A 17,268-nucleotide genomic window follows, 5' to 3' on the forward strand; every position below is an offset into this window, starting at 1 on the left:
GTCAGTAGGCGGCTGCCAGGAAACCAGCGGTGAGCAGCAGCGGCCCGGCGACGCTCACCAGGGCGGCGGCGTGCCGGTTGCGCCGCCCCGGCAGCCGCAGCGCCCCGGTGGTCCAACCGGCTCCCGCGCAGCACAGCAGCACCATCCCGAGGCCGAGTACCCAGCGCAGGTGCAGCAGGCCGGTGCCGGCACCGACGTACGCCTTCCCGCTCTCCGTACCGGTCATCCGGGCGGTGAGCCGGCTGCCGAACTCCCGGTGCGCCCCGTCGACCCCGACCAGCCGTACGTCGTGCACCCGCAACAGGCCGCTGTCGGCGCGGAACTCGCCCCGGCAGTGCTGCCCGAGCCCCCGGCCGGTGCAGGTCTCCACCGTCGCCGTGCCCAGTTCGCCGTGGCCGAGGGCGAGCCAGAACGGTTCGGCACTGACCCAGGCGAAGAAGCTCGCGACGAGCGAGCAGAGGATCACGCCCGCGAGCCCGAGCGCCGGGTTGCGCTGCCGCTTCGGCGGTCGGGACACCCGTTGCCGGGCGACGGTCGCGGCCGGGTCCTTCGGCCGGCCGTACCAGGTCCGGGGGGTCGGCTGCACGGGCGTGCCGTCCCAGTGGACCTCCTCGATCGGCAGCCAGAAGTCGTCCTCCTCGGCCGTCTCCTGGCCCGATCCGCCTGCGACGGTCGGTAGCCCGCCGGTCGGTCCGTTCCAGGTCGGCACCGCCCGGGGAGCCCGCTGGGGCAGCATCGCGAGCGGGGCACCGGTGGTCGGCTCGATCCCGGACGGGCCGGCGAGCGTGCCGGGGGCGCCGAGCCAGGCGGAACCGAGCGCGGGCGTGGCACCCCGGAACGGTCCGGCCGGCGCGGGCTCGTGCGCCGGGGTGGCCCTGGCTGGCGCGGGCTCGTGCGCCGGGGCGGTCTCGGCCGTCGCCGGCGGCTGGGGCTCGGCCTCGGAAGGGCACGTTTCCGCTGCTTGCTGGCGACCCTCGTGGCCCGTCACCCGTCCATTGGACAACGCTGATCCGGTTCGTGACGGCAGCCCGGCACGCGTGTCGAAGGAGAAAAAAGTCGGATATCAGTCTGAATATTGGCAGGTTAGGTGATCTTTCGGCTAAACAGCCGTCGATGCGGTCGGGTACGGCGTTGGTTCGCGGTACTCCGACGGTGGTCACTAGGCTTGCTTCCCATGAGTCACGTTCTCGCGGCGGTTGCCTGGCCGTACGCCAACGGCCCGCGCCACATCGGCCACGTCTCCGGCTTCGGGGTCCCCTCCGACGTGTTCAGCCGGTACATGCGGATGGCGGGGCACGACGTACTCATGATCAGCGGCACCGACGAGCACGGCACGCCGATCCAGGTGCAGGCGGACAAGGAGGGGGTCACCCCGCGCGAGCTGGCCGACCGCTACAACCGGGTGATCGTCGAGGACCTGCACGGGCTCGGCCTCTCCTACGACCTCTTCACCCGGACCACCACCCGTAACCACTACGCGGTGGTGCAGGAGCTGTTCGAGACGCTGCACCGCAACGGCTACATCGTCCCCAAGGTGACCATGGGGGCGATCTCGCCGTCGACCGGCCGTACCCTGCCCGACCGCTACATCGAGGGCACCTGCCCGATCTGCGGCTACCCGCACGCCCGGGGCGACCAGTGCGACAACTGCGGCAACCAGCTCGACCCGATCGACCTGGTCAACCCGCGCTCGAAGATCAACGGCGAGACGCCGCAGTTCGTCGAGACCGAGCATTTCTTCCTCGACCTGCCGGCCTTCGCCCAGGCGCTGGGGAAGTGGCTGGACAGCCGGGAGGGCTGGCGGCCGAACGTACTGCGCTTCTCCAAGAACCTGCTGGACGACCTCCAGCCCCGGGCGATCACCCGCGACCTGGAATGGGGCGTACCGATCCCGCTGGAGGGCTGGCGCGACCGGAGCGACAAGCGGATCTACGTCTGGTTCGACGCGGTGATCGGCTACCTGTCGGCGTCGATCGAGTGGGCCCGGCGCTCCGGCGACCCGCAAGCGTGGCGCCACTGGTGGGCGGCGGACGCCGAGGGCAAGGATGCCCAGGGCTACTACTTCATGGGCAAGGACAACATCGTCTTCCACTCGGTGATCTGGCCGGCGCTGCTGCTCGGCTACGACGGCGAGGGTGACCGGGGCGGCGAGCCGGGCGGCCTGGGGCGGCTCAACCTGCCGACCGAGGTGGTCTCCAGCGAGTTCCTGACCATGGAGGGGAAGAAGTTCTCCTCGTCCCGGCAGGTCGTGATCTACGTACGCGACTTCCTGGCCCGGTACGACGCCGACGCGCTGCGCTACTTCATCGCCGTCGCCGGCCCGGAGAGCCAGGACACCGACTTCACCTGGGCGGAGTTCCTGCGCCGCAACAACGACGAGCTGGTCGCCGGCTGGGGCAACCTGGTCAACCGCTCGATCTCGATGGCCGCGAAGAACTTCGGCGCGATCCCGCCGATCGACCCGGCCGGCCTGACCGAGGCCGACGAGGCGCTGCTCACCACCGCACGGGCCGGGTTCGGCACCGTCGGCGAGCTGATCGCCAAGCACCGGCAGAAGCAGGCGATCGGCGAGGCGATGCGGGTGGTCGCGGAGGCGAACAAGTACCTCTCCGAGCAGGCACCCTGGAAGCTGAAGGGCGAGGCCGACAAGCCCCGGATGGGTACGATCCTGCACGTCGCGCTCCAGGTGGTCAGCGACGCCAACACGCTGCTCACGCCCTTCCTGCCGCACTCGGCGCAGCGGGTGCACGAGCTGCTCGGCGGCACCGGCGTGCATGCCCCGATGCCGTCGATCGTGGAGGTCGACGACCTCGACGGCGGACCGTCATACCCGGTGCTGACCGGGGACTACACGGTCGGGGCGAAGTGGGAGTCGGTGCCGGTCGAGGCGGGCCGGGCGCTGGCCGCGCCGAAGCCGGTCTTCCGCAAGCTCGACCCGTCGATCGTGGACGAGGAACTCGCCCGACTCGGCGACTGATCCACTCGGACCGGTACGATTCTTCTTCCCCACTTCCCCCCGAGTCGGAGACGGTGTCAACTGTGGAGCTGGTGTCATGACCGCGCCCAATGACGGAAGTAAGCCGCAGATCCGGCAGGATTTGCCCACCGCCGCCCGGATGTACGACTACTGCCTCGGTGGCAAGGACAACTTCCCGGTCGACCGGGCCGCGGTGCTGGCGGTGCACAAGCAGTTCCCGGAGGGTGTGACCGAGGCCCGGAACAACCGCCTGTTCCTCTACCGGCTGGTGCGCTTCCTGGCCCGCGACGCCGGGATCCGGCAGTTCCTGGACATGGGCAGCGGACTGCCGACCCAGGCCAACGTGCACCAGGTGGCCCAGCAGTTCCAGCCCGACGCGCACGTGGTCTACGTCGACAACGACCCGATCGTGCTGGCGCACGGGCGGGCGCTGCTCGCCGACGACCGGACCACCACCGTGATCGCGGCGGACATGACCGAGCCGGACCGGATCCTCGGTGACCCGGAAACCCAGAAGCTGATCGACTTCTCCCGGCCGGCCGCCGCGCTTTTCCTCTCCATCGGACACTCGATCGTCGACGACGCCAAGCTGCGGGCCATGCTCGTCACCGTCTGGGAAGCCCTTGCCTCCGGCAGCTACCTGGCGTTCTCCCAGGTGTGTGGGGTGGACCAGGCGACGGTGGACGAGGGCAACGAGATGACCAAGCGGCTCGGCCTCGCCTGGCGCAACCGGACGACGGAGCAGGTCGTCGAGCTGATGAGCAGCTTGACGGGGGCGGAGTTGGTGGAGCCGGGTCTGGTGAAGGTCGTCGACTGGCGTCCCGACCCCGACCAGCCGTTGCTGGAACACGTCGACGAGCCGCTGCGGCCGTACCTGGAGTCGCCTCCGGAGAACCAGCGCTCCATGGAGTGCGGCCTGGTGTTCCGCAAGCCCTGACCCGTCCGGCGGGACGTGCCCGGTCAACGGGACCGTCGAGCTGCCCCGCTCGTGCTCCCGGCGCACCCACCCCTGATTGACGAGCGTCACCTGGACAGCAGAGGCGTTATGTGGCACCGGTAACGCCTCTGCTGTCCAGGTCGCCGATCCGGATCCGGCGGCCGGGACTACCGGGCGGGATTCGACCGTACTCGGCCGGTCGAGATAGAGGGCGCCGGTCGGCCCCTCCTGGTAGACCATCGGCGGATCCTCCCGGAGCCGTCGCACCGGAGTCACGCACATCGTGGTAGTCGGACGGGCGGATCCGGCCGAGACGGGGCCAGTGCAGGGCGGCGGCCTTCACCCACTCGTCCCCGGGCAGGTCGACATACGGGAAATAGAGGGCGACGTCGCTCACGGGAAACACAAGGCCCACCCGGTGCCAGCCCGGGGAAGGGACCGGTCGACGAAGCCCGGCGCTCAGATCTCGTACGGCACGTCGAGGACCTGGTCGTCGGTGACCTCGACCGTGGGCGCCCAGGCCTCGTAGACCCCGCGTTCGTAGCACTGCGCGCCGAGCGCCGCCACGTTGTCCTGGTCCGGCTGGCAGAGCCGTACCCGGAGCCAGCCGCCCTCCTCACGCAGCACCAGGCAGCGGGTGTCGCGCCAGGTGACGTACCGGGCCCGGCGGGTCAGCGACTGCACCGGATAGCGGGCCGCCCGGGTCATCGCGAGTACCCGGAACTCGCCGGGCGGGTCGGCGACCGCCTCGTGCTCCTGGCCCCGGTAGCCGCCGATCAGCAGGGTGGAGCGGATCGCGTCGCTGGTCGAGACGTACTCCTGGTCGGGGGAGACGCCGGGCACCGCGACCAGCAGGTGGCGCCAGCGCGGCCCGGCCATCCGCAGCCAGCCGCGCTGCTCCGGCTGGTACGTGTAGAGCACCACCTCGTCCCCGTCCGGGGTGTGCGCCAGCAGTGCCGCGTTCGCCGGCAGCGGCAGGTCGGCGAAGTCCCGGGTGACGAACTCCGGGATCAGGTGCCGGCCGCTCGGGGTGAACCCGGTGCCGAGCACCGGCGGCCCGACCCGGTCGTGCGGCGGCATCGTCATCAACCCCCGGTGTCCGGCGGCCAGCGGTGCGACGTAGTCGACCGGGTCGATCGCCCGCCACCGCAGCAGGTAGGCGACCTCGGGCACCGCCCGCCCCGCCTCCGAGTCGGTACGCAGCAGCATCTGGTCGGCCGGGGTGCGCAGGTGCGCCACGTCGTACTCCCGGTAGCAGAAGCCGTACGGCAGCCAGCCGCGGAGCAGGAAACCGGCGAACTGCTGCGCGGAGAGGGCCTTGACCATCTGACTGCCGCGCCGCACCGTGGCGGATTCGCGTACCGAGACCAGCACCGGGTCCTCGGCGGCGGCCGGGCTCTGGCTGAGGCCGTGGATGTCCGACCAGCCCCAGACCCGGTGCAGTGGCGCGGTCAGCGGGCTGTCCGGCACGCCGAGACCGTTCGCCCGCCCGCCACCCGAACCGCCAGCGCCGCCGTCAGCCCCGCCGCCACCACCGCCGGCCCGCCGGGTGCCCGGCAGGAGCCCGACCTCGCTGGCGTGGGCGTACCGGTGGAACGGGTAGCGGGCGTCGGGGCGGCGGTCCCGTTCGAACCCGGGCGCCGACTCGGTGCTGAACAGCTCGTACGCGGCACCCCGGGCGAGTTCCTCGGCCGGGTGCACGGCTCCGCCGTACCGGACCCGCAGTCCGGCCGGCGTCTCGGGCACCGCACTGGCCGCCGGGGACACGCTCACCGCGCCGACGCTAAGACCGATCAGTACCGGCCCGGTGAACAGTGGGTTACCGCGCGGGGTTGTCGGGGGCGCTCCGAGCCCGATCTGACGGTTCGGTCGGTGCCCGGCACCGGTTCGGTCGCCCGACCCGCCGGTTCGGCCGACATCCCGCCGACGGCTGTCATCCGGTACGCCCGGACCCGGGCACCCGGACCGGTATGTGATGCTGGCGGCGATGACTCAGCAGCCAACCGAGAGCCGCCGCCAGCGGGCCGCCCGCCGGGCGGGGGAGTTCCCAGCGGTACCGGAGCCACTGCCGGTCCCGGTGATCGACAGCCACACCCACCTCGACATCACCCTCGCCGAGGCGGCCACCCCGCCGTGGCACGGCCGGTCGGCCGATCCGGTCGCGGCGGCGGTCGAGGTGGCCGCCGAGGTCGGGGTGGACCGGCTGGTCCAGGTCGGTGTCGACGTGGCCTCGTCCCGGTGGGGCGCGGAGCTGGCCCGGCGGCAGCCGGCCGTACTCGCCACAGTGGCGCTGCACCCGAACGAGGCGCCCCGGCTGGCCGATCTCGACGAGGCGCTGCGCGAGATCGAGTCGCTCGCCGCCGAGGACCGGGTACGCGGGATCGGCGAGACCGGGATGGACTTCTTCCGTACCGGGGACGAGGGGCGGGCGGCCCAGGAGGCGAGCTTCCGGGCGCACATCGCGATCGCCAAGCGGTACGCCAAGCCGCTGGTGATCCACGACCGGGACGCGCACGCCGACGTGCTGCGGATCCTCGACTCCGAGGGCGCCCCCGACACGGTGGTGCTGCACTGCTTCTCCGGGGACGCCGAGTTCGCCGCCGAGTGCGTCGGGCGCGGCTACCTGCTGAGTTTCGCCGGTACGGTCACCTTCGGCAACGCCGCCGGGCTGCGCGAGGCGGCCCGGGTCACCCCGCTTCACCAGATCCTGGTGGAGACCGACGCTCCCTACCTGACCCCGATGCCGCACCGGGGGCGGCCGAACGCGTCGTACCTGATTCCGCTGACCGTCCGGTCGCTGGCCGAGACGACCGGCGCCGACCTCGACGAACTCTGTGCGGCGATCTCCGCCACCGGCGACCGGGTCTTCGGTCCCTGGTGACCACCGCCGGGCCGGTGACCGCCGGCCGCCGGTCCCGACACGGCGCGGCACGACGCGGCACGACCCGGCACGACGCGGCGCGGCACGACACGGCGCGGCTCAGGCCGACGGCCGGCGGTTCCGCGTGGTGCGGCCGTTCCCGGACGGTGTCCCGCCAGCCGGCCCGGCCGGTGCCGGCTCGCCGCCCGTGCCCTCGGCGGCGAGCCGCCGGGCGGCCCACGGGGTGATCACGAAGCCCCGCTTGACGGTGAGCAGTTGCACCCCGGCCGTCCACGCCTGGATGCCGTCGATCCCGCCGAGGGTCTTGGTGGTGAACTCGAAGACGTCGGCGTGGGTCGGCAGGATCACCTCGCACATCAGCGACTCCTGGCCGAGCGTCGCGGCGACGTAGCGGACGCCGCGCAGCGCGGCCAGTTCCCGGGCCACCCCGTCGAGCCGGGACGGCGCCACCGACAGCCAGAAGAAGATCTCCGCCTCGAAGCCGAGCGCCGTCGCCGGGACCAGCGTGATCACCTGTACGCAGCCGGCGTTGTACAGCGACTCGAACCGCCGCCGGACGGTGCTCTCGCTGACCCCCAGCCCGCCGGCCACGGCCTGGAAGCTGTTCCGGCCGTCCTCGCGGAGCGCCGCGATGATGAGTTCGTCGAGTTCGTCGAGGTGTGCCGGCGGGCAGTCGTGCACCGGTGGCGGGGCGACGAGCTGGGGCTCGGTGCCGAGCAGGTGCCGGGACCACTCGTGGGTCGACTTGTAGGTGTGCAGGTTCAGGTCGGCGACGCTGCCCTGCACCCCGGGGATCTTCTGCAACCCGTTGAGCAGCACGCTGTGCAGGCTGGTCCCCTTCGGCACCAGCACCTCGGCTACCAGGTCGTAGACCCCGGTGACCAGCGCGACGAAGCGGATCTCCGGCATCGCGGCCAGCGCCTGCGCGGCGGCGAGCTGGCTGCCGGCCGCGCAGCGGATCCGCACGATGAGCAGGTCGGCCGGGCCGCCGCCGGGCTGCGGTGCTGCGGCGACCTTGACCAGCCCGTCGGCGAAGAGCTGCTGCGCCCGGCGCGCCACGGTGGTGACCGAGGTACCGGTGAGCTGGGCGATCTCCGTCCAGCTCGCCCGGCCGTTGACCTGGAGCGCGGCGACGATGCGCCGGTCGGTCGGATCGAGGTCGTAGGTCTCGCCCGGGATCATGCCTGGTGCGCCGGTAGCCCGGCCAGGAACTCCCGGACGACCTGCTGGAACCGCTCCGCCTCCTCCAGCTGCGGGGAGTGCCCGGAGTGCTCGAAGACCACCAGTTTCGCGTCCGGGATCAGTCGGGCGATGGTTTCGCTGCACTCCACCGGCGTGATCCAGTCATGTCGACCCACGGTGACCAGGGTCGGGCAGGAGATCCCCGGGAGCAATGACTTGATGTCGTAATTCGGCTGGTTGACGGCGAATGCGAAGTTGTGCGTGGCGTACCGGTACGGGGTGTTTTCGACGCGTTGCCGTACCTTGTCCCAATCCAGGTCGTGGTCGTAGAGCGGCAGGATCTCCGCCCAGCAGTCCCGCAGGTCCTCGTCGTCCCGGACCGTGCCGGACATGATCCGGTCCAACTTGACCCGGTCGATCTCCACCCGCGCAGAGGCGAGCGCGTTGCGCAGCGCCAGCTCCTGGTTGGCGTTGTCGGCGGCGGTGTCCCGGAGCACCAGCGCGGCCACCCGCTCCGGATAGCGGATCGCGTACTCCATCGAGATGAAACCGCCGTACGAGCCGCCGGCCATCACGATCCGCTCCGCGCCGATCCACTCCCGCAGCCCGTCCACGTCGGCCGCCCACTGCTCGTGGGTGAAGGGACCGTTCCCCTCACTCGCCCCGGAACCCCGGGCGTCGAAGACCAGCACCCGGTACTCGTCGGCGAAGGCCGCGAACGACGCCCTCGGCTCGGCCATCGAGCCCAGCCCCGGCGCCCCGTGATGCACGATCATCACCGGCTTCTCCGGCTTGCCCGGCGAGTCGCCCTTGCCCGGCGAGTCGCCCTCCCCCGGCGAGTCGTCGCCGAGCACCAGCACGTTGAGCCGGTTGCCGTTGATCTCCACCATCGTCGGTTCGCTGGTCACAGTCATGGTCATGCTCCGATCACGATCTCGTCGAGGTCCCGGGGATAGCTGGTGAGCCGGCGCGGCCCGTCGTCGGTCACCAGTACGGTGTCCGAGATCCGGTAGCCGGCGTGTCCGGGCACGTACACCCCGGGTTCGCTGGAGAGCACCATGCCGGGTGCCAGCACCGTTTCGTCGCCGTCGGCCACCCAGGGCGGCTCGTGGAAGCCGAGCCCGATCCCGTGCCCCTGCCGGTGCCGCAGGTATTCGCCCAACCCGGCCCGACGGATCACCTCCAGGCAGGCCCGGTTCGCGTCCACGCAACGGGTACCCGGACGCAGCGCCTCGGTGCCGACCTGCTGCGCCTGCCGGACCACCTCGTAGTAGCGGCGCTGCTCGGCCGTCGGCTCACCGAGCAGGAAGGTCCGCTCGCTCTCCACGAACCGGCCGCCGACCGCGCAGCCGAGCGAGAGCATGAACGGCTCGCCGAACCGCAGCCGGTCCCCGCCGGGCAGCCGGTGCGGCTGGGCCGAGTTCGGGCCGCCGTACACCAGGCCGCCGGTGAGCATCGGCACCACCACGACGTCGTCGTGCTCGGCGTACATCATGGCCGCGCCGTACCGGGTGACGTGCCCGGCAAGCTCGGTCTCGGTGGGCAGCTCGCCGCCGCCGGCCAGCGCGTCGGCGACCAGCCGGACCCCCTCGGCCAGCATCGCGTCCGCGATCCGGGCCGCCTCGGCGTGCAGCGCGATCTCCTCCGGCGTCTTGCGCAGTCGCAGCGTCCCGACCAGGTCGGACGGCTCCCAGACGGTGCCGGGGAAGGCCCGGCCGATCCCGGCGACCCGGGCGACCGAGGTGGACGGGGCGTAGCCGGCCCGGACCGGCGGCACCGGCACCGCCTCCCGGAGCACCGCCCACGGGCTCCGCTCGCCGGGAAACTCCGGATAGACCACCAGGTCGGCGGCGGCCCGCTGGTCGGCGGCGTACTCCCGCTCCAGGTCCGGGACCAGCAGCAGCACGGCGCCGTCCCGGGCCAGGTAGGCGGCGACCGGGCGCTCGTTGGGGAAGTGCGAAAATCCCGTCAGGTACGCCACGTCGAGCGGATCGTCCAGCAGCAGCGCGTCCAGCCCGGCCCGGTCCAGTTCGGCCCGTACGGTCTCGTGCAGCGCGGAGTAGAAGGAAGCAGCCAGTCGCACCGGCTCGTCACCTCGTCCTCGGATTGCGGGCGTCGTTGTACGCCACGGCGAGCAGGGTGGTCGCCACCACCAGCAGCAGGATGGCCAGCGACGGGAAGAGCGTGGTCCACCAGGCGGTGGCCAGCGAACCGGAGCGCTGCGCCTGGTGCAGGATCGTCCCCCACGACCAACTGTTCGGGTCGCCGAGGCCGAGGAACGACAGTCCCGCCTCCGACAGCACTGCCCGGGAGGTGGTCAGCACCACCGAGACCGCGACGACCGGCGCCACGCCGGGGAGCACGTGCTTGCGGATGATCCACAGGTGCGAGCCGCCGATCACGTGCGCCGCCGAGACGTACGGCATCGGCACCACGGCCAGCCCCTGGGAGCGGACCACCCGGGCCACCTCGGGCCAACTGAAGACCGCGATCACCACCACCAGGGTCGGCACGCTCGGCCCGGCCAGCGCGGCGACCAGGATCATCAGCGGCAGTACCGGCAGCGAGAGCGAGACGTCGACGATCACCCCGAGTACCAGGTCGGCCGGTCGGAAGTACGCCGCGGCGACCCCGACCAGTACCCCGATCACGATCGCCAGCAGGCTGGCCGCCAGCCCGACCACGATGCTGACCCGGGTGCCCCAGACCACCTGGGCGAAGACGTCCCGCCCCAGGTCGTCGGTGCCGAACCAGTGCCCGGCGCCGGGGCCGGCGAGCACCTCTTCGCCGTACCCGCTCGGATAGTCGGCGATCAGCGGCGCGGCCAGCGCGACCAGGCCGAGCAGCAGCAGGATGCCGGCGCTGACCAGGCCGAGCGGGTTGCGCCGGAACGACTGCCAGGTCTGCCGCGCCACCGACTCGGACGGCGGCAGCCCGCCGGCCGTCGGGGTCGCGGTGGCCGGCGGCGGGGTGTCACCGGCCGGCGGCATCACGAGTTCGGTGGTCATGCCGTCCTCACCCTCGGGTCGAGCAGTCCGTAGGCGAGGTCGGTGAGCAGGTTGGCGGCGATCACCGCGAAGGCGAGCATCAGGAACGCCCCCTGCAGGACCGGGAAGTCGAGCTGGCCGACCGCCTCGAAGATCGCCCGTCCGACCCCCGGGTACGCGTAGATCGACTCGGTCAGCACCGCCCCGCCGACCAGGAAGCCGAGTTGCAGCCCGACCAGCGTGGTGGTGGGCAGCAGCGCGTTGCGCAGCGCGTGCCGCCAGACCACCTTGCGGTTCGGCAGCCCCTTGGCCCGGGCCAGCGTGCAGTAGTCCTCGCCGAGCGCGTCGATCAAGGTGCTGCGCAGCGTCAACACGTACGAGCCGAGCTGCACCAGCACCAGCGACAGGCAGGGCAGGATCAGGTGCAGTGCGATGCTGCCGTACGCGGCCAGCCCGTAGACGTCGTCGTCCATCGCGCCGCCGATCGGCAGGATTCCGAAGACCACCCCGAAGACGTAGAGCAGGAAGACCCCGATGCTCGGGATGAAGAGGGACTGGCCGGTGATGCCGCCGACCTGGATCAGCCGGTCCAGGGTGCCCTTGGCCCGGGTGGCCGCGACCACGCCGAGCGGGATGCCCAGCGCCACGGTCACCACCAGCGCGGAGCCGGCCAGCAGCAGGGTCCAGGGCAGCCGCTCCAGCAGGATGTCCAGCACCGGCTGGTTCTGCCGGAACGACACCCCGAGGTTGCCCTGGAGGAGCTGGGTCAGATATTCCCAGTACTGCACCGCCAGCGGCCGGTCCAGGCCGTAGTCGCGCAGCAGCTCGGCCCGCAGTTCCTCGGTCATCCCCGGGTCCGCCACCGCCAGGGCCGGGTCGCCGGGCAGCAGGCGGAGCAGGAAGAACGTCACGGTCACCGCGAACCACATGGTCAGTACGCCGCGCAGCAGGCGGCGGGTGACGAACCGGGCACCAGCAGGCACGTCTCCTCCTCAAGCTGAGGTGTAAGGAAGGGCCCCCCGTTATCGCTTTCTGTTGTAGCGGGGGCCCTTCCTTACACTCCGGTTGGTTAGTTCTTGGTGGCTTGGGCGATCGAGACGGGGTTGACGATGGAGAGCAGCTCACTGGGCTGGACCACGAAGTTGGACCACTCGGCCGAGTGCGCGATGGTGAACTCCTCGACGTAGAGCACGTTGTCGTACACCTTGTCGGTGATGATCTTCGCGGCCTGCTGGATCGGACCCTTCTGGCCGGCCTGGTCCAACTGCGACCGGGCCTGGTCGATCAGGGCGTCCAGCTCCGGGTCGCAGGCGTTGGCGTAGTTGATGAAGCCCTTGCACTTGAACGCGAGCGCCAGGTTGGCCGGCGGGTTCTCCATGATCGCCCACGAGCCGGCGTAGATGTCGTAGTCCCGGGCGGTGTACTTCTCCACGTACGTGTTCCGCTCCAGGCCCTCCAGCTTGATCTCGATCCCGGCCTCCTTGCTGGAGTCCCGGACCAGCTGCGCCCACTTGGAGATGTTCGGGTCGGCCTGGTCGTAGATCATCCGCAGGCTCAGCCCGTCGAAGAGCCCGTCCCCGTTGCCGTCCTTGAGACCGGCGGCGGTGAGCAGTTGCTTCGCCTTCGCCGGGTCGTGCGCGTACTCCTTGGCGGACGGGTCCTGCCACTGCTTCAGCGTCGGGGTCAGCACCGAGGAGTTCGACGAGACCGCCTTGCCCTGCAACGCCACCCGGCGGATCGCCTCGTAGTCGACGCCGGCGGCGAGTGCCTGGCGTACCTCCAGCTTGTCCAGCGGCTTGCGCGCGGTGTTGTACTGCATGTGCGCCCAGCCCAGCGACGGCACCTTGACCAGCTTGAGCTTGCTGTCGCCTTCCAGGGTCTTCGCCAGCGGCGGCGGCAGCGCGTTGGCGATCAGGTCGACGTCGCCGTTGCGCAGCGCCAGCGCCTCGGTGTTCACGTCGGGGAAGACCCGGAAGACCACCTCCTTGGTCTTCGGTCCGCCCTCGACCAGCGGGAAGTTCTCCATCCGCTGAAGCACGTACCGCTGGCCCCGCTCCACCGTGGTCAGCCTGTACGGCCCGGCCGACACCCAGTCCTTGTCGTTGGCGAACTTCTGCACGCTGCCGACCTTGCTGAAGACGTGTTCCGGGACGACCGGCATCCAGAAGCCGACGTTCTCCAGGAAGGTGCCGTCCGGCTGGGAGAGCTGGAACTCGATCTCCGTCGGGGAGATGACGGTGGACTTCTGGTACGACGAGATCAGCCCGGCGACGACGCCGATCTTCTCCTTGGCGACCGCGTCGATGGTGAACGCCACGTCGTCGGCGGTCACCTTCTCCCCGTCGCTCCAGGTGAAGTCGTCCCGCAGCGTCACCTTCGCCTTGCGCCCGCCGTCGGTGTACTCCCACTTGCTGGCCAGGTACGGCGACCGCACCCCGTCCATCCCCATGCTCATCAGCCGGGGGTACATCAGGTTCGTCACCCAGGTGTCGGTACGGCTGTTGCCGACCAGCGGGTTGTAGTTGAGCACGTCGGCGGTGGTGCCGATCGTGATCCGGTCCGCCGAGCCGCCGCTGCCGCCGCCGGCCTGGCTGTCCGGGTTGCTGGGCGAGCAGGCGGTCGCCGCCAGCCCTATCGAGAGCGTGCCCGCCGCCACGGCGAGGGCGCGCCGGAATGTTCGACGCATCACCAGACCTCCTCAAGGACGCGCATGATGTTGCCCCCCAGGACCTTGCCGATCTCGTCGTCCGAGTAGTCGTGACCGACCAGCCAGGAGACGATGTTCCAGTAGCACTCGGCCGGGTTCTCCAGCCCGTCCACGTACGGCACCCGGGGGTGCTCGACGTGGCCGTGCGCCTCGGCGATGGACAGGTGCGCGGCGAAGGTGTCGTGCAGTCCGACATGGTCGCCGAAGAGGGTGTCCGGCCCGAACGCCACGTGGTCGATGCCGACCAGGTCGACGCAGTGCACGAAGTGGTCCATCACCGACTCGATGCTGTGCTCGGGGTGCGCCGGCGAGAGCGTGGTGTGCGGTGCGGCCTCCAGGCCGAGCACCCCGCCGCGCTCGGCGCAGGCCCGGATCACCTCGTCCGGCTTCATCCGGTTGGTCGGCCAGACGGTACGCGATCCGGCGTGCGTGATGAAGATCGGCTTGGTGGAGGCGGTGATCACGTCCAGCGAGGTACGGTCGCCGGAGTGCGACACGTCGATCGCGATGCCGAGCTTGTTCATCCGGCGTACGGCCTTCTCGCCGAAGTAGGTGAGGCCGCCGTCGTTGCGCTCCTTGAGCCCGCTGCCCAGGGTGTTCGCCTCGCTGTAGGCGATGCCCATCTGCCGGACGCCGAAGCCGTAGAGCATGTCGATCCGGTCCAGCTCGTTCTCGATCATCGTGGCCGCCTCGGTGGCCAGCACCAGGCCCATCCGCCCGGTCTCGTGGGCGTGGTGGATGTCGGCCAGCCGCTCCACCCGGATCAGGTAGTCCTGGTGGGCCAGGTCGGACAGCCGCATCCCGAGGTCGGCGACGACGTCGGTCCACTTCCAGCCCATCTGGCTGGTCACGCAGCAGGTGCCGTCCATCATGTTGTCGAAGACGGCGGTCATGCCGGAGCGGGCCAGGCCGGCGTACCCGGTGTGGTGCCGGGCGGTGCGGTTGTAGTCGACGGTCTGGCCGATCTCCTCCGGGAAGACCGACGGGTGGTCGTGCAACGAGATCACGACGTTGTCGGTGAGCAGCCGGCGGACCCGGTCTCGCTGCCCGTCGGTCAGCGACATCCCCTGGTACGCCGGCACCCGGCCGAGTTCCGGAGCGAGCTTGAACTCGCGGTAGTCGGTACCTGCCTCCAGGTAGCTGTAGGACGTGTATCCGGTGTAGCGCGGGGCCGGGTCGAGCACGCCGTTCCCTCCTTCGGTTCGGTGTCAGAGCCGGGGCGCGCGGTGGATTTCGGCGCCGCGACCTGATCTGGGTGTGGATTGTCGGCGATGTGGGAGCAGAGATTGCCAGGATCAGGCGCAGCATGTCAACATGTTGGCCAACTCCGGCGCAGAACGGCGGCTGGACGAGAGAAATCGGTACGGCGGGCAACAACACGGAAAAATCGGGAGGTGTAGTGACCAGCGGGGAAGCAAGCGCACAGCGGTCACCCAAGGTCGACCTGCCGGCCGCGCTGCGGGTCCGGGGACTCGACGTCACCTTCACCGGCCGGCGCGGCACCGTCCCGGCGGTACGCGGGGTCGACCTCGACATCGCCGCCGGCGAGGTACTGGTGCTGCTCGGCGAGTCCGGCTCCGGCAAGTCCGTCACCGCCCGCGCCGTGATGGGCCTGCTCGACTCCGGCGGCGTAGAGGTCAGCTCCGAGCAGATCCGGGTCGCCGGACACGACCTGACCACCGCCGGCCCGGACCAGGTCCGGAAGCTGCGCGGCCAGACCATGGCGCTGGTCTTCCAGGACGCGCTCTCCGCGCTCAACCCGGTGCTCTCGATCGGCGACCAGCTCGGCGAGGTGTTCCGGATCCACCGCGGGCTCTCCCGCCGGGCCGCCCGGGCCGAGGCAGCCGAACTGCTCCGGCTGGTCGGCATCCCGGCCCCCGACCGCCGGGTACGCGACTACCCGCACCAGTTCTCCGGCGGCATGCGGCAACGGATCCTGATCGCCATGGCGGTCGCGCTCGGCCCCCGGCTGCTGATCGCCGACGAGCCCACCACCGCGCTGGACGTGACCGTGCAGGCGCAGATCCTGCAACTCGTCGACCGGCTGCGCACCGAACTCGGGATGGGCGTCCTGCTGATCACCCACGACCTCGGGGTGGCCGCCGAGATCGCCGACCGGGTCGCCGTGATGTACGCCGGCCGGATCGTCGAGACCGGCACCGTCGCCGAGGTACTAGACGGGCCGGCCCACCCGTACACGGCGGCGCTGCTGCGCTCCGTACCCGATCTGGCCCAGCCCGGTGACCGGCTCCGGCCGATCCCGGGCAGCCCGCCGAACCTGCTGGCGCTGCCCAGCGGCTGCGCCTTCCATCCGCGCTGCGACCGGGCGACCGAGGAGTGCACGGTGACCCGCCCGGGGCGGCGGCCGCTCGCCGTACCCGGCCGGACCGCCGCCTGCCACCACGCCGAGGAGGCCGTCGATGCCCCCGTCTGACCACCCGGCCGGGCCCGGCCCAGCCTCCGCCGGCCCGGCCGGGTCCACCACCGCCGTTGGTACCCCGACCGCGCTCGCCACCTCCGCCGGCCCGAACACCGCCGGCCCGCTCACCACCGACGCGCCGGTGCAGGGCGAACCGCTGCTGGTCGCCACCGGGGTCCGCAAGAGCTACCGGGCCGGCCGCGGCCTCGGCGGATCCCGGGTGCACGCCGTCGACGGGGTGGACCTGACCGTGGCGGCCGGCGAAACCCTCGGCGTCGTCGGCGAATCCGGCTGCGGCAAGTCCACCCTGGCCCGGCTGCTGGTCGGGCTGGAACGCCCCGACGCCGGCCAGGTCCGCTACGCCGGCCTCGACGTCGGCTCCGCCCGGGGCGCCCGCCGCCGCGAACTGCGCCGCGCCGTGCAGATGGTCTTCCAGGACCCGGTCACCTCGCTCAACCCCCGGATGCCGATCCTGGACGTCGTCGCCGAGCCACTCGACGTGCACAAACTCGCCCGGGGCGCTGCCGCCCGCCGGGACCGGGTCGCCGAACTGCTGGAGATGGTCGGGCTCGCCCCGGACATGATGCGGCGGTTCCCGCACGAGTTCTCCGGCGGGCAGCGGCAGCGGATCGGCATCGCCCGGGCCCTGGCCACCGAACCCCGGGTGGTGGTCTGCGACGAGCCGGTCTCCGCGCTCGACGTCTCGGTGCAGGCCCAGGTGGTCAACCTGCTCGCCGAGTTGCAGCAGCGGCTCGGCATCGCCCTGGTCTTCATCGCGCACGACCTCGGCGTGGTCCGGCACGTCTCGCACCGGGTCGCGGTGATGTACCTCGGCCGGCTCGCCGAACTCGGCCCGGCCGGCACCGTCTACCAGGATCCGGCGCACCCCTACACCCGGGCGCTGCTCGGCTCGGTACCCGTACGGCACCCGCGTGAGCGGGGGCGGGAGCGGATCGTGCTGGCCGGCGACCCGCCGAGCCCGGTCGACCCGCCGTCCGGCTGCCGCTTCCACACCCGCTGCCCGATCGCCCAGGACATCTGCGCCCGGGAAACACCGGCGCTGCTCGTCCCGGACGGCGACGCCTCGACCGTGGCCGGGGTGCGGGTCGCCGCCTGCCACTTCGCCGGTACGCCGTAGCTCCCGGGCGGGACGAGACCCGGCCGGAAGCCACGGCGGA

At 71.4% G+C, this 17,268-nt stretch carries 14 protein-coding genes; 5 read left to right on the forward strand and 9 right to left on the reverse strand.

Annotation, left to right across the window (positions count from 1 at the left end):
* Nucleotide 1: 1 nt before the first annotated feature.
* Entirely contained in the window at nucleotides 2-988 is a 987-nt protein-coding gene (locus V1634_RS20400) for a hypothetical protein (protein WP_331209486.1), read from the reverse strand.
* Nucleotides 989-1,174: 186 nt separating this feature from the next.
* Between V1634_RS20400 and metG the strand changes: the two genes are divergently transcribed.
* Complete coding sequence (gene metG, locus V1634_RS20405) at nucleotides 1,175-2,977, forward strand: methionine--tRNA ligase (protein ID WP_331209487.1); 1,803 nt, start codon at nucleotides 1,175-1,177, stop codon at nucleotides 2,975-2,977.
* 76 nt (nucleotides 2,978-3,053) lie between these two features.
* Nucleotides 3,054-3,914 (forward strand): SAM-dependent methyltransferase, encoded by an 861-nt coding sequence (locus V1634_RS20410; protein ID WP_331209488.1) that lies wholly within the window; start codon nucleotides 3,054-3,056, stop codon nucleotides 3,912-3,914.
* 459 nt (nucleotides 3,915-4,373) lie between these two features.
* Here the strand turns inward: V1634_RS20410 and V1634_RS20415 are convergent, their stop codons facing one another.
* Nucleotides 4,374-5,687, reverse strand: a complete 1,314-nt coding sequence (locus V1634_RS20415) for a hypothetical protein (protein WP_331209489.1) — start codon at nucleotides 5,685-5,687, stop codon at nucleotides 4,374-4,376.
* A gap of 202 nt (nucleotides 5,688-5,889) precedes the next feature.
* Here V1634_RS20415 and V1634_RS20420 point away from each other — a divergent pair, with 202 nt between their 5' ends.
* A complete protein-coding gene (locus V1634_RS20420) occupies nucleotides 5,890-6,795 on the forward strand; it encodes a TatD family hydrolase (protein WP_331209490.1) in 906 nt (301 codons plus the stop codon).
* 99 nt (nucleotides 6,796-6,894) lie between these two features.
* Here V1634_RS20420 and V1634_RS20425 read toward each other — a convergent pair whose 3' ends face one another.
* The 7 genes from V1634_RS20425 to V1634_RS20455 form a co-directional block, all read right to left on the reverse strand.
* Complete coding sequence (locus V1634_RS20425; protein WP_331209491.1) at nucleotides 6,895-7,977, reverse strand: Lrp/AsnC family transcriptional regulator; 1,083 nt, start codon at nucleotides 7,975-7,977, stop codon at nucleotides 6,895-6,897.
* Complete coding sequence (locus V1634_RS20430; protein ID WP_331209492.1) at nucleotides 7,974-8,897, reverse strand: alpha/beta fold hydrolase; 924 nt, start codon at nucleotides 8,895-8,897, stop codon at nucleotides 7,974-7,976. Before V1634_RS20430 ends, V1634_RS20425 begins: the two co-directional genes overlap by 4 nt.
* Nucleotides 8,894-10,060: a M24 family metallopeptidase gene (locus V1634_RS20435; protein WP_331209493.1), complete on the reverse strand. Its 1,167-nt coding sequence runs from the start codon at nucleotides 10,058-10,060 to the stop codon at nucleotides 8,894-8,896. Before V1634_RS20435 ends, V1634_RS20430 begins: the two co-directional genes overlap by 4 nt.
* A gap of 7 nt (nucleotides 10,061-10,067) precedes the next feature.
* Nucleotides 10,068-10,985, reverse strand: a complete 918-nt coding sequence (locus tag V1634_RS20440; RefSeq protein WP_331209494.1) for an ABC transporter permease — start codon at nucleotides 10,983-10,985, stop codon at nucleotides 10,068-10,070.
* Complete coding sequence (locus tag V1634_RS20445) at nucleotides 10,982-11,947, reverse strand: ABC transporter permease (RefSeq protein ID WP_331209495.1); 966 nt, start codon at nucleotides 11,945-11,947, stop codon at nucleotides 10,982-10,984. The genes V1634_RS20440 and V1634_RS20445 overlap by 4 nt, the downstream gene beginning before the upstream one ends.
* Before the next feature lie 86 nt (nucleotides 11,948-12,033).
* On the reverse strand, nucleotides 12,034-13,650 hold the full coding sequence (locus tag V1634_RS20450; RefSeq protein ID WP_331209496.1) for an ABC transporter substrate-binding protein: 1,617 nt from the start codon (nucleotides 13,648-13,650) through the stop codon (nucleotides 12,034-12,036).
* Nucleotides 13,650-14,855 (reverse strand): dipeptidase, encoded by a 1,206-nt coding sequence (locus V1634_RS20455; RefSeq protein WP_331209497.1) that lies wholly within the window; start codon nucleotides 14,853-14,855, stop codon nucleotides 13,650-13,652. The genes V1634_RS20450 and V1634_RS20455 overlap by 1 nt, the downstream gene beginning before the upstream one ends.
* Nucleotides 14,856-15,070: 215 nt before the next feature.
* Between V1634_RS20455 and V1634_RS20460 the strand changes: the two genes are divergently transcribed.
* Together V1634_RS20460 and V1634_RS20465 are read left to right on the forward strand one after the other, a co-directional pair.
* Nucleotides 15,071-16,105, forward strand: a complete 1,035-nt coding sequence (locus V1634_RS20460; RefSeq protein WP_331209498.1) for an ABC transporter ATP-binding protein — start codon at nucleotides 15,071-15,073, stop codon at nucleotides 16,103-16,105.
* Nucleotides 16,092-17,228, forward strand: a complete 1,137-nt coding sequence (locus V1634_RS20465) for an ABC transporter ATP-binding protein (protein ID WP_331209499.1) — start codon at nucleotides 16,092-16,094, stop codon at nucleotides 17,226-17,228. Before V1634_RS20460 ends, V1634_RS20465 begins: the two co-directional genes overlap by 14 nt.
* Nucleotides 17,229-17,268: the final 40 nt, after the last annotated feature.

The organism is Plantactinospora veratri, assembly GCF_036421995.1.
Taxonomy (GTDB): Bacteria; Actinomycetota; Actinomycetes; order Mycobacteriales; family Micromonosporaceae; genus Plantactinospora; species Plantactinospora veratri.

What these genes read in the sequence shown, in the direction of transcription:
- metG (WP_331209487.1), top strand. Translation starts at nt 1,175, where the DNA reads ATGAGTCACGTTCTCGCGGCGGTTGCCTGGCCGTACGCCAACGGCCCG.
- V1634_RS20450 (WP_331209496.1), bottom strand. Translation starts at nt 13,650, where the DNA reads ATGCGTCGAACATTCCGGCGCGCCCTCGCCGTGGCGGCGGGCACGCTC.
- V1634_RS20465 (WP_331209499.1), top strand. Translation starts at nt 16,092, where the DNA reads ATGCCCCCGTCTGACCACCCGGCCGGGCCCGGCCCAGCCTCCGCCGGC.
- V1634_RS20410 (WP_331209488.1), top strand. Translation starts at nt 3,054, where the DNA reads ATGACCGCGCCCAATGACGGAAGTAAGCCGCAGATCCGGCAGGATTTG.
- V1634_RS20420 (WP_331209490.1), top strand. Translation starts at nt 5,890, where the DNA reads ATGCTGGCGGCGATGACTCAGCAGCCAACCGAGAGCCGCCGCCAGCGG.
- V1634_RS20440 (WP_331209494.1), bottom strand. Translation starts at nt 10,985, where the DNA reads ATGACCACCGAACTCGTGATGCCGCCGGCCGGTGACACCCCGCCGCCG.
- V1634_RS20425 (WP_331209491.1), bottom strand. Translation starts at nt 7,977, where the DNA reads ATGATCCCGGGCGAGACCTACGACCTCGATCCGACCGACCGGCGCATC.
- V1634_RS20430 (WP_331209492.1), bottom strand. Translation starts at nt 8,897, where the DNA reads ATGACCATGACTGTGACCAGCGAACCGACGATGGTGGAGATCAACGGC.